Genomic DNA, 11,585 nt, shown 5'->3' on the forward strand with positions numbered 1-11,585 from the left:
ATGAACGCTACAATCCGGGACTGCCTGGTCAGAGGACACGAACCGCTGATCGATGCCGTGAAGCTGCCAGACCCGGACGACCGGCATGTCCTGACCGCGACGATCCGAGCCAAGGCACAGGTCGTCGTCACCTTCAACCTGAAGGACTTCCCCACCGAAGCCCTGGCCCCCTGGGACGTCGAAGCTGTGCATCCGGACGCCTTCGGGAACCTGTCCGCCTGCGAACGCGCCTTGCACGAAGCGGAGAACGTCACGGACCTCAACGGCCCGTTCCACAACGGCGGCTGGCTGCGCTTCGACGGCTCCCGCCTCGCCGAAGAACGCGGCGCCCGCTACCTCCGACTCGGCCGCCTCGACCTCGCCGACTTTTCAGAAGACAAGCCCTTCCGTGACGGCGACGCCCTTGAACGCCACGGAAGCTGGCCTCCAGCCTGCAGCCGAGGGGCGCGAAGAGGTCCACGCATGTCCGGCGAGGCATGGCAGCTGGCTAAGGGGAGCGCCCGCCAGGGCCGCTGACGCAGCAACAGGACGTCAACGGCAGCGGTCTCTGCAGCCATTCCGCTCCATGATGAAACCCCAGGTCAGCGGCCTGGGGTTTGTTTATTGTCTAGTCCAATTTTAGGTGGTCTCGCCTTGCGCCGTTTGCGGCCGAAGGTCGAGCGGCGGAAGGGGGCGCCTTTTTTCCCGAAGAAGAGGAGACCGTCCGGTCCCTTCTCGGCGAACCACTGGAGGTGGCGGCGGAGTTCCGGGAGCCGGAAGTCGGGCAGGTACACGGTGCGTTTGCCCGCGCGAGTCCTGGGGCCGCCAGTGCCCCGCGGCCCTGAGCCGAGGCCAAGTGCCCATTCAAGGGGCCCCCGGGCCGTCAGAACACGCCTTTGTACGTCTGCCACCCCGAGGCGATCTTCGTGCGGGGCCCGAACGTCCCCGAGCCGTTCCCGCTGTTGCGCCACAGGTTGCCGGAGGTGTCGCGGGAGACGATGTCCGCCTTGCCGTCGCCGGTGATGTCACCGACGCCCACGACGACGTTGTACGACGAGCCCCAGCCGGAGGCCACCGTCACACGGGACGTGAAGCCACCGGAGCCGTTGCCGTCGTAGCGCCAGAGCGTGTTGGAGCGGTCCTGAGCCAGGAGGTCGCCGCGGCCGTCGCCGTTGAAGTCGCCGACACCCACGATCTTCTTGTAGCCCGACCAGTTCCCCGCGATCTTGACTCGCGCCGACAGCTTCCCCGTGCTCGTGCCCTTGTACAGGAACAGTTCTCCCGTCGACGCCTTGCGCGTGATCAGGTCGGGACGGCCGTCGCCCGTGATGTCCCCGGGCGAGGTCAGCACGTCGTACTGGTTCCATCCGGTGCCGAGCGAGGTGTGCGGGGTGCTCGTGGTGAATGCCTGCCCGCGCATGGTCCGGTACACCCGCAGTTCGCCGCTGCCGAATCGGACGAGGATGTCGTTGCGGCGGTCGCCGTCGAGGTCACCGAACGGGACCAGTGTCACGGAGGAGGGCCAGCCGGAGGCCGACATGCCGCCGCCGAAGCCGCCCGTCCCGTTGCCCGGCCGGTAGCTGATAACACCGGACGAGGTGAGGGTCAGGGCATCGCCGGTTCCGTCGGGTGCCCAGGTGGCGTTGTTGGTGAAGTCGTGGCGTACGGCGGCTCCGGTGGACACCGTGACGGTCTTCGACACCGTCAGGGCCGGTCCTGAACCGTCGGCGGGCGGGGCCGTCAGCTTGAAGGTGTAGGTGCCGTTGGGGACAAGCGCGCCCTGGGTGTCGCGGGTATCCCACCGCGCGGTCAGGTTGCCCTCCACCTCCCCGCCGGAAAGGGTACGGACCACGGCGCCGGTGGCCTTGCTGGTGAGGGTGGCCGTCCAGGAGGCGGCGGGCTTGGAGAGCAGTCCGCGCCACTGCCACCACGGGCTGCCGACCGCGCTGCTTTCCCAGGCGTTGTCGGTCGCCTCCGACTCGACGACGGCGAGAGGCTGTGCGGCGACCTCGCTGGGCACCAGGTGGATCCGCTTGTCGGCGTCCACGTAGGCCGCGGGGCCGCCGAACTTGTCCACGGTCCAGGTCACTCCACGCAGACTGGAGCTGCCCGCCGCCAGGTCGCCGATCTTGCGGGTGGTCGCGGTGCCGTCGGCGAAGGCGGTGAGGAGGAGAGCCCCGGCCGAGGTGTCGTGCCGGACGAGGTAACCGTCGCCGAGCAGGCCCTGGCCGGACGGGACGGGGATGTTCTTCTTGGCCGTACGGTCCCAGACGCCGGCCGTCGCGGTCGGACCGCAGGACCAGTAGATCCAACGGCCCACCGCCTGCAGTTCCTTGGGGACGCACGGGGCGCCGGTGTTGAGGGTGTCGGTGGTCCTGCCGGTCTTCAGGTCCTTCGCGGTGACTACGCCGTTGCCGGAACCTGGCGTCCACAGCTTGGTTCCCCAGACGGAGGCGGCGGTGACGGAGCGGGTGACGATGGGCTCCAGCGTGGTGTAGACGCCGAGGTCGCCGACGTACTGCTTGGCCGGGGAGGAGCCGTTGACGATCGCGTAGCGGCCGGTGACGTCGAGGACGCTGCCGGAGGCCGAGGGCAGATAGAAGAAGCCAGCCTGGTCATTCTTGTCGAGCGACTGGACGAACGACCCGACGGGGTCGGAGTCCGCGGTGAACGTCACCGCGCGGCCGTCCCCGGCGGCGTACGGGCCCACCCCGAGGCCGTCCCACTTCCGCCAGGTCGACGCGCTCGGCGTTCCGTCGGCGGCGATCCGCCGGGTGTAGTAGGCGCCCAGGAAGCTGCTGTCGGCCTCGTCGGTGGCCAGCATGCCGTTCTGCAGCGACAACCGGTTGATCGTCGCGGCCACAGGCGGTACAGCGGTCAGCTCGGTGAGCGTCGGGGTGTCCGCGCCCGTGTCGGTGACCTTGCGTACCGCCCAGTGCCCGGCGTCGGTACCGCCGACGGCCAGCAGGCTGCCGTCCGGTGCCGCGACGAGGGAAGTGTTCGCGTGCCGGAGCAGGGTGACCGGGTCACCACCCGTGAGCGGGACGGCCATGAGCCGCTCGCCGGAATCGTCGACCAGGTCGCCCGGGTCCGTCGGCACTGCACGGGCGACCACCAGCCAGTGCCCGGCCATGCCCACATGCGGGGTGCCCTCCGTGCCGGGCAGCGGCACCGTCGTCTCGGCGGCGGAGAGGTCGGCGCGGTCCAGGACGTGTGCCACCTTGAGGTCGGACCACCAGACCAGCCGGTCGGCGCTGAGCGCGACGCCCGTCGGAGCCACGGGCACGACCACATCGCCGGTGACCTTCGCGGCGGCCAGATCCACCAGCGCGAGATGCCGCTCGCCGTTCGCGAGCGCGTAACTGATGACGGCGGTGCCGCTGTCGCCGCCCAGGACCGAGAAGTTGGTGGTGATTCCGGTCGGCCACCCGTCGACGAGGGTGCCGCCCGCGGGTGCGCCGTCGCCGTACAGATACAGCACACGGCCGCCGTCCGTGGTCCGGGCCTGGGTCAGGACATGAGTGCCGAAGGTCGCCGTGTACCCGCCGTGCGTGAGGGCGACGTCCGTGCTCGTACCGGTGTCCATGTCCCTGAGGACGACCTTCGCGGTGGACGAGACGACGTCGGTCACGATGTCGGACGACGAGCCGAGGTAGGCGGGCAACTCCACCCGGGCCAGGTCACCCAGCCCGGTCGTCGTACCGCTGTCGTACGACGTCCACAGATAGCCGGAACGCCCCTCCTGCGCATGCAGATAACCGTGGGGACCGGCACTGTAGATCCGGTCCCTACGCGGTATGTAGCGGTCCGACTGAAAGACCTTCTCCGCCCCGAAGGCGGTGCCCCCGGCACCGTTGTCCGCGTCGGCCGTGACGGCGAGCGGGCCGGGACCGGCGGTCAGGGCGAGAACTGCCAGCGCGGCGACGACGCCGCGGGCGGTGGTACGACGGGCCATCGTCGCCTCCTGGGCCTCTCAACAGAAAAGGCGTGACGGGACGGCGGCGGCCGATCAGGCGCGCGTCGACGGCGCTGCGAAAATATCCAGTCCCCCCGGCTGCCCCCCGTGCACAGCGGCACGAGAGTAACAGCAAGCCCAGGCGCATCAAGAGCGCCTGGGGAAAGAGATCGCGGTCCAGGCGTTACGTCTCCCCAGCCGGTTGCAGCACTCCATCCGCGCACGCGCCGGCCGACAGCCGGAACCGCTCATCGCGTATCCACCGTGGGCCCTGCGAGCGTGCGACGTCTCAACTCGACCATCCGACAATGGCGTTGGCGAGGGCATCGCCGCCGTGCTGAACCAGGGTTCCCGCCAATGGGGCAGGTAGCGCCTGGAGGGATCCCTCGATCCACGCCGGCCTGCGCGTCGGGCGCGGACAGCGACGTGTCTACGGTGTCCGTCATGGCGCGCAGGACCGCCGCGTCGAAGTTGAGCGTGCGGTGGCGCTGAGAGATCGGCCCACGGTCACTCCGCGACGCTTTCCATGTGCTCCTGCAATCGTGCCCTTCCAGCCAGCTCTCGCTTCCAGAAGTCGCCTGCTCTTCGACCGCCCAGAGGACCTCCCAGCGCCTCCGAGCCTGCGGCGTGCCCATAGCGTGCCCTTAGGACCGGTCAACCACGGCCAACAGTGGTGCAATACCACCCCCCTCGGGCGCAACCTCAGAGCGCATAAGCCCAGGTCAGAAGCCATCCGACTCTCCAAGCGCCGTCGCTTCCCAAGCTGACAGCGCGAGTTCGATTCTCGTCACCCGCTCCACGACTAAGGCCCAGGTCAGAGACCCGGGCCTTTTGTTGTCCGCTGTGATCAGTCGCCGCGTGCCAGATTCGTGCCAGAACGCTGATCGTCCGGCTTGTCCGGCGGATCATCTGGCACGGCTGCAGCTTCCTGGCGTGCCTTGTGTACGGTCGCGTCGAGACCGGCTGCAACTTCCTGCTGTCGGTCGTCGTCGGAGTGCTGATAGATCAGCGCCGCTTTCTCGGAGGACTGGCCGGCGCGGACCATCGTGTCCTTGAGGGTGGCGCCCGAGCGCGTCGAGAGTATGTGCCCAGGTCTGGGGGCTCACTTGCCCAGGATCCCCGGAAGAGGTCAGCCGGGCCCGCCGCTGGACCCGCGACATCCTGCGCGGCTCGCCCTTAGCGGAGGACGCCGAACTGACGTGAGCGAGCCGAGCGCGAACGCGATCCTCCACACCGCCAGCGGCCGGGACTCCGGCAGCTTCCATCTGGCCCTCGCGGTGCCCTCGCAGATCATCGCCCTGTCCGTCACCGACGACGGAGGCACCGGCACGGCCCCGAAGATCGAGCACCAAGACCAGGAGGCCGAGCACGGCCGGGGCCTGGGCATGGTCAGCGCGATCGCCCACCGGGTCGTGGTCCACGACAGCGACGGCGGCCACACCATCACCGCGGAACTCTTCACCGACACCCGCAGGGGAGGCCACCCGTGCCGATAGACACCGCCGACGCTTCGGGCCTCCTTCGACGCGTACACCGCAGCCCAGGCCGACAGATTGTCGCGACCACACTCCGCACCATCACACCCGCCCTGGACCCGGACGCCTCCGACGAGGCATGGCACTGGCTGTACTTCGGCCGCATCAGGACCAGGCGAGCACTCCTACGCTTCGAACCCTGCACGGTGTCGGTGACCCAGGCCGACACACGCCTCACCTGGACGATCCGACCCGTCCTCTTCCCCCCGCTAGCTCGCCGTCAGGACGGCGGACGGGATGGAAGCTGGGGTGAGTGGTGGGTTGAGGTGAGGGGGAACGCGCCGTGCGATCGCTGGGTAGCTGGCGCTACGGTGCCGCTGGAGGGGCGAGATGGCAGACAAGAACAATCGGTGGAATCACCCGCACTGGCACCTGGTGTTCGTGATACCGCTTCTCATCTTCCTGATCACAGAAGACGACGTGATCACACGATGCTTCCTGGCCTTGGGGCTCGCACTCGCCGCGATCCGTTATGGGCATCAGTTGGCAACGCGGACCCGTGTCAAGGCCGCCTCCGCTCCTGACATCAGCGGCTGACACCAACGGCCGCGAACGACAGCGGTCGAGGCCGAACCTGAGCGAACGGCCAGCCGAAGTTGATCAAGCCCGGTCGGCGTCCACAACGCTTGCGACTTGCCATACATGTTCACAGAAGCCCGCATATGTCCGTTTAAGTTGATAGAATCCTCAGAACCGAGGATATGATCTCTTTGGAAACGGAGCAGCGCATGGCATTCACGGTCCGCGACCCCGCCTATACGGCTCCAGGTCGCATGCAGGAGCCACACCTGGTGCATCACCGAGCTAGACCGTCACTCCTTCACTCACGCACCTTGCCGCAACCACGATCCGTGCCGACAATCGCCTTGCTGCTCATTCTGGCGATCACACTCATCGATCTTCAGGTGCCTGGCTCGGTTCACCTCGGCGACTTGCTGATCATGGCGCCTGTACTCACTTCCTGGTACGCGAGCTCGCGGGTGACCTCGCTTGTCGCCATCATGACCATGTCGGCTTTGGCGGCCATCTTCCTGGTCCGCCAATCCGTGAACCTGCCACAGGAGGCTGCCCTCGTTGCGACCTCGGCGACCGTCACGATCGCCCGGTACCTGACGGAACACGGACAGCGAAAGCTGGTCCAACTGCGCGCTGTCGCCGAGGCCGCGCAACGCGCCATACTGCCTCCCCTCCCCCACCGACTCGGCCCCCTTCGCCTGGCCTCGACGTACCTGGCGGCAGAGGATGAAGCACGCATCGGCGGAGATCTCTACGCCGCCGTGCGCACGCCCACGGGGACACGGTTGATCATCGGCGATGTTCGAGGCAAGGGCCTGGCGGCGGTCGGCATCGCTGCCCACACCATCAGCACGTTCCGCGACGCCGCCCGCCGGCTGACCACGCTGCCGGAACTCGCCGCCTACCTGGATTCAAGTGTCCGCAGCAACGCATCCGAAGCAGTGAGCCACGAAGAGACCGAAGAGGCGTTCGTCACCGCCACTCTCCTCGAAATCCCCGACGCCGAGCCCCTCGTGCGAAGCGTCACCTGCGGACACCCCCCACCGCTACTCCTACAAGCGAATGACGTCGTGCCCCTGGAAGCCGGCCAACCCGCGCCCCCGCTGGGCCTGGGCGCATTGACGCAAACCACCTACCACCTCGACACCTTCGCCCTAGGGGCCGAAGACACCCTCCTCCTCTACACCGACGGTGCCATCGAAGCCCGCAACGCCGACGGCGCGTTCTACCCGCTCGCCGACCGACTCACCCCCCAGAACCACCGCCATCCCACGGCACTCCTCAACCACCTCCGCAGCGACCTTCTCCACCACGTCGGCGGCCGGCTCGACGACGACGCCGCCTTGATCGCCATCCAACGTCAGCCCGCAGACGGCACAGCGCCGAATTGACCTGTGATCAGTGTTAAGCAGAAGGCCGGCTGTGCCCTGCGTGCCCGTTGCGTGCCCGTTCCGGCGGGACACAGCGGGGATTCGCGGGGAACAGCGGCACCGATCGGACGTCGACCCAGGTCAGCGCGTTGCCAGGTCAGCCGCTATCCACATACGGCGTCTTCCGACCTAGGACTGTGGGCGGCATATCCGGATGCGCAGGCAGCGGGACTTCGCCAGGATGCGGCCGTGACTGAACCCTTCATCAACGTAAACCGCGGCCCACAGGGCGGCCCCTATCGGTGTCCGTGCTGTGGCTACCTGACGCTTGCCGAGCGCGGCCTCTATGAGATCTGCCCCGTGTGCTTCTGGGAGGACGACGGCCAGGACGACCACGACGCCGACAGAGTGCGCGGCGGACCAAACGGCCGGCTGAGTCTGACTGAGGCCCGTCGGAACTTCGACGCCATCGGTGCCTGCGACGAGCGGCGCGTCCAGTTCGTTCGGGAGCCACTGCCACACGAGCATCCGCTGTCCTGACATCACCGGTTGACGGGCCGTCCCGGGGCCGTCAGAGGGTGCTCAACGACGACCAACGCTGACAACCACCGACAACCAAGTCACAGGTCGAAGCGTTGATCAATAACACGGCCGCAACTCAGAGACCCGGCCCTTCACTTCTTCGGCTAATGAGCGCACCCATCGATGCTTGGCTCGCTCATGAAGACTCCAGTCCAAAGCCGCTCCGTTGATCACGAGGGAGCGCTTGCCGAACAACCGCCTTAAGGTAAGGCCTATGTCTGATAGATCGATGTCTACGGGCCGCCTATGGGCAGTCCTGCTCGGGGTCGACGCTGTGGTTACTGCGTCGACGATCGTGGTGTGGAGGCAGAGCGGAACACCGTGGACCGAGACCCTGGTCAGTTCGGGTGTGGTTGCTCTTGCGGTCCTGATAGCCGGCCCATGGGCGATAAGGCGGACCAGGGCAAGGGTCGAGGAAGCAACGCGGCAACAGCGTTGATCCAGTGTTCAGGGTCTCGCCTCGGTTGCTTCGGGACGAAGAGGTCGTGCCAGACGCGTGCCAGATCGTGCGGGGAACCACGGGAAACACCGGGGAACCAGCCAGCCTCGCTCCAGACACCGATTCCGCTCAGCAGCAGGTCAGCCGCGGATTAGGCCCCAGATCACCTCAGCTTCCCAAGCTGAGAGCGCGAGTTCGATTCTCGTCACCCGCTCCATGATGAAACCCCAGGTCAGTGCCCCTGGGGATTTGTTTGTTGTCTAGACCAATTTCAGGGTGGCGTGCTCTCCGCGTGCCCTAAGTCGACGTCAGGCGGCTGTTCCAGGGGTGCCAGGGCGCCACTTTAGGCAACCCACCCTCGGGCGTCTCGAATGGCGAGACGCATTTAGTGTGACCTGAGCCGCTATCACGTGGGGTGCCTACGAAGTCGCTTACGCAAAGCAGCAGTTCACGACGCCGGTCGCCACGCAGCGACTGTCACGCGCGGAGCGGCACATCGAGTTCGGCCAGCAGGCCGCGGATGCGGTCCTCGATCTCGTCGCGGATGGGGCGTACGGCGTCGACGCCCTGCCCTGCGGGGTCGTCCAACTTCCAGTCCAGGTAGGTCTTGCCGGGGAAGACGGGACAGGTGTCGCCACAGCCCATGGTGATCACGACGTCCGACGCCTGGACCGCCTCGACGGTCAGGATCTTCGGAGTCTCGGCGGAGATGTCGATGCCTGATTCGCGCATCGCCTCGACGACCGCGGGGTTGACCGTGTCGGCAGGGGCCGAGCCGGCCGAGCGGACCTCCACTGCGTCCCCGGCTAGGTGGGTGAGGAATGCGGCGGCCATCTGGGAGCGGCCGGCGTTGTGGACGCAGACGAAGAGGACGGAGGGCCGGTCGGCGGTGGGGCTGCTGCTCATGGTGGCGTCTTCCTGGGCGGTGGGTCAGGGAAGGGTGGGGGCGGCGAGTTCGGGCTCGGCGTGCATGGCGGAGGCACCGGCCTGTGCGGGGGCCGGGCGCCCGAAGACCACGGCTACGAGCACCAGTCCGAGTACGGCACCGACCATCTGGGCCGCTATGAAGGGGCCGACCGATCCGGGTGCGATGCCGGCGAAGGTGTCCGTGAAGGCACGGCCGATCGTCACTGCCGGGTTCGCGAACGACGTTGAGGACGTGAACCAGTACGCGGCCCCGATGTACGACGCCACCGCGACCGGGGCGAAATGAGCACGGCCGACGCGGGCCAGCCCGAAGATCAGGAGGACGAGGCCGGCCGTGGCCACGATCTCGCCCAGCAGGAGGTGGCCGGCCGAGCGGTCGTGCGTCGACCACCGCACCAGCGGTCTGCCGAACATGGCGTCGGCCAGGACCGCACCCACTGTCGCTCCCGCGATCTGAGCCGGGACGTACGCGGCCACATCCCGGGCCGCGGGCCCCTTCCCGTCGCGGCGGCCGGTGAACCAGGCCGCAAGGGTGACGACCGGGTTGAAGTGAGCCCCGGAGACAGACCCGAGCAGCACGATGAGCACGCCCAGGCCGAACACGGTGGCCAGCGAGTTGGCGAGCAATTGGACGCCGACGTCCCGGGACAGCTCGGTGGCCTGGATACCGGAGCCGACCACCACCGCGACCAGCGCCGCCGAGCCGACGGCCTCGGCCAGGGCACGGCGCCCCAGGGAGGCGTTCACGCGAGTGCCTCGACCGCGGTCGGCGTCTTCAGGAACACGGCGAGCCGGTCGAGAGCCGTCGGCAGCACCCAGTAGTACACCCACGTGCCACGGCGCTCGCAGTCGATGAGACCGGCCTGGCGCAGGAGCTTGAGGTGGTGGGAGATCGTCGGCTGGGACAGGTCGAAGGCCGGGGTCAGCTCGCACACGCAGACCTCACCGCCCTCCCCGCGTGAGGCGATCATCGACAGCAGGCGCAGCCGGACCGGGTCACCCAGCGCCTTGAACGCCTTCGCCAGGTCGGCCGCCTGGTCCTCGTCCAGCGGCGCGGACGCCAGCCCAGGGCAGCAGGCGGCGTCCTGGCCGACCACCTCAAGCTCTTGTTTCGACATGCCTCTATGTTGACGTTCTTCGATCCAAGGCGCAAGGTTGCATCAACGAACTTCAATACAGGCCGTTCCGGGCACCGCCATGCCCAGTCACCCAGGGGTGAAGTGATGAACGAGCAGTCCAGCCACCTGCGCGAAACCGTCCGCCGACGCTACGCCGCCGCAGCCGTGCAGGTCACCGAGGGCAGCACCGCCTGTTGCGGGCCGGAGCCGGTCGAGGTCGACGAGAACTTCGGTTCCACGTTGTACGCCGCCGACGACCGCGACGTCCTGCCCGCCGAGGCGGTCGCCGCCTCCCTCGGCTGCGGCAACCCGACCGCCGTAGCGGAACTGCGCGAGGGCGAACGCGTCCTCGACCTCGGCTCCGGTGGGGGCATCGACGTCCTGCTCTCCGCCCGCCGCGTCGGCCCCACCGGCAAGGCGTACGGGCTCGACATGACCGACGAGATGCTCGCCCTGGCCCTGGCCAACGCCGAGAAGGCGGGAGCCACCAACGTCGAGTTCCTCAAGGGCACCATCGAGGCCATCCCCCTCCCTGCCGACACGATCGACGTCGTCATCTCCAACTGCGTGATCAACCTGTCCGTCGACAAGCCCGCCGTCTTCGCCGAGACGTTCCGCGTGCTCAGGCCCGGCGGCCGTATCGGCGTCACCGATGTCGTCGCCGACGACACCCTCACCACCGAACAGCGCGCCGAACGGGGTGACTACGTCGGCTGCATCGCCGGCGCGCTGTCCTTCACCGAATACCGGGAAGGGCTCGAAGCCGCCGGGTTCACCGGCATCGAGATCACGCCCACCCACGCCGTCGCCGAAGGGATGCACTCGGCTGTCGTTCGCGCGGTCAAGCCCTCCACCACTGATGAGCCGGGCTCCTCGGACGCCGCGACGGGCGCGTGCTGCGGTGTCGCCGCCTGCTGCACCTCGGACGAGCAGGCCACCGATCCCGCCACCACGGTGCCGGAAGCCAAGGCCGCATCGGGGTGCGGTTGCCAGGGCTGACCAGCCCCTGTCGGGCGTGACAACGGGCCGCGACAATCGCGGTCGGCTGTGCGCTCAGCCGACGCGCGGGGTCGGGGCCAGCTCGACTCGACCCCACGCGTCGACGCTGGAAGCTGTCCGGGCGATCATCGCGGCCGGCACGTCAGAAAGAGCCCACACGCTATG

The 11,585-nt window shown here is 68.0% G+C and carries 9 protein-coding genes and 4 pseudogenes; 7 read left to right on the forward strand and 6 right to left on the reverse strand.

The genetic code is table 11. The features are described 5' to 3' along the window. Positions 1-57 precede the first annotated feature (57 nt). Positions 58-516, forward strand: a complete 459-nt coding sequence (locus tag ACFY1U_RS16365; protein ID WP_390694794.1) for a hypothetical protein — start codon at positions 58-60, stop codon at positions 514-516. A gap of 92 nt (positions 517-608) precedes the next feature. Here ACFY1U_RS16365 and ACFY1U_RS16370 read toward each other — a convergent pair. From ACFY1U_RS16370 to ACFY1U_RS16380, 3 genes and pseudogenes are all read right to left on the reverse strand, one after another. After that, a pseudogene (locus tag ACFY1U_RS16370) lies at positions 609-830 on the reverse strand (site-specific integrase); the annotation flags it as partial. Between the two features lie 32 nt (positions 831-862). Continuing rightward, positions 863-3,934 carry an FG-GAP-like repeat-containing protein gene (locus tag ACFY1U_RS16375; protein ID WP_390694795.1) on the reverse strand — a complete coding sequence of 1,024 codons (3,072 nt, stop codon included), beginning with the start codon at positions 3,932-3,934 and terminating at the stop codon, positions 863-865. Positions 3,935-4,781: 847 nt separating this feature from the next. After that, positions 4,782-5,024 (reverse strand): annotated as a pseudogene (locus ACFY1U_RS16380) (site-specific integrase); the annotation flags it as partial. A 68-nt stretch (positions 5,025-5,092) separates the two neighbouring features. On the opposite strand from ACFY1U_RS16380, the pseudogene ACFY1U_RS16385 reads away from it, so the two are divergent. The 5 genes and pseudogenes from ACFY1U_RS16385 (at position 5,093) to ACFY1U_RS16405 (ending at position 7,895) form a co-directional block, all read left to right on the forward strand. Next, positions 5,093-5,430 (forward strand): annotated as a pseudogene (locus tag ACFY1U_RS16385) (ATP-binding protein). Between the two features lie 6 nt (positions 5,431-5,436). Beyond that, positions 5,437-5,693, forward strand: a pseudogene (locus ACFY1U_RS16390) (hypothetical protein); the annotation flags it as partial. A gap of 106 nt (positions 5,694-5,799) precedes the next feature. Beyond that, positions 5,800-6,006 (forward strand): hypothetical protein, encoded by a 207-nt coding sequence (locus ACFY1U_RS16395; RefSeq protein ID WP_390694796.1) that lies wholly within the window; start codon positions 5,800-5,802, stop codon positions 6,004-6,006. A 314-nt stretch (positions 6,007-6,320) separates the two neighbouring features. Next, on the forward strand, positions 6,321-7,376 hold the full coding sequence (locus ACFY1U_RS16400) for a PP2C family protein-serine/threonine phosphatase (RefSeq protein WP_390694797.1): 1,056 nt from the start codon (positions 6,321-6,323) through the stop codon (positions 7,374-7,376). A gap of 228 nt (positions 7,377-7,604) precedes the next feature. After that, positions 7,605-7,895 carry a CPCC family cysteine-rich protein gene (locus ACFY1U_RS16405; protein ID WP_390694798.1) on the forward strand — a complete coding sequence of 97 codons (291 nt, stop codon included), beginning with the start codon at positions 7,605-7,607 and terminating at the stop codon, positions 7,893-7,895. 958 nt (positions 7,896-8,853) lie between these two features. On the opposite strand, the gene ACFY1U_RS16410 is transcribed toward ACFY1U_RS16405, so the two are convergent. From ACFY1U_RS16410 to ACFY1U_RS16420, 3 genes are read right to left on the reverse strand one after another with little or no spacing between them, the layout of a single operon-like run. Further along, positions 8,854-9,282: an arsenate reductase ArsC gene (locus ACFY1U_RS16410; protein WP_390694799.1), complete on the reverse strand. Its 429-nt coding sequence runs from the start codon at positions 9,280-9,282 to the stop codon at positions 8,854-8,856. 24 nt (positions 9,283-9,306) lie between these two features. Then, a complete protein-coding gene (locus ACFY1U_RS16415) occupies positions 9,307-10,050 on the reverse strand; it encodes an aquaporin (RefSeq protein WP_390694800.1) in 744 nt (247 codons plus the stop codon). Beyond that, complete coding sequence (locus ACFY1U_RS16420; protein WP_390694801.1) at positions 10,047-10,421, reverse strand: ArsR/SmtB family transcription factor; 375 nt, start codon at positions 10,419-10,421, stop codon at positions 10,047-10,049. Before ACFY1U_RS16420 ends, ACFY1U_RS16415 begins: the two co-directional genes overlap by 4 nt. Before the next feature lie 105 nt (positions 10,422-10,526). Here ACFY1U_RS16420 and arsM point away from each other — a divergent pair, with 105 nt between their 5' ends. After that, positions 10,527-11,420 carry an arsenite methyltransferase gene (gene arsM, locus ACFY1U_RS16425; RefSeq protein WP_390694802.1) on the forward strand — a complete coding sequence of 298 codons (894 nt, stop codon included), beginning with the start codon at positions 10,527-10,529 and terminating at the stop codon, positions 11,418-11,420. The last annotated feature ends 165 nt before the right edge of the window (positions 11,421-11,585 follow it).

Origin of the sequence: Streptomyces sp. NPDC001351 (assembly GCF_042896045.1) — a bacterium.
Classification (GTDB): Bacteria; Actinomycetota; Actinomycetes; order Streptomycetales; family Streptomycetaceae; genus Streptomyces.

Excerpts from the sequence above, each read along its gene's own strand:
- ACFY1U_RS16395 (WP_390694796.1), top strand. The coding sequence starts at position 5,800 with ATGGCAGACAAGAACAATCGGTGGAATCACCCGCACTGGCACCTGGTG.
- ACFY1U_RS16410 (WP_390694799.1), bottom strand. The coding sequence starts at position 9,282 with ATGAGCAGCAGCCCCACCGCCGACCGGCCCTCCGTCCTCTTCGTCTGC.
- arsM (WP_390694802.1), top strand. The coding sequence starts at position 10,527 with ATGAACGAGCAGTCCAGCCACCTGCGCGAAACCGTCCGCCGACGCTAC.
- ACFY1U_RS16375 (WP_390694795.1), bottom strand. The coding sequence starts at position 3,934 with ATGGCCCGTCGTACCACCGCCCGCGGCGTCGTCGCCGCGCTGGCAGTT.
- ACFY1U_RS16420 (WP_390694801.1), bottom strand. The coding sequence starts at position 10,421 with ATGTCGAAACAAGAGCTTGAGGTGGTCGGCCAGGACGCCGCCTGCTGC.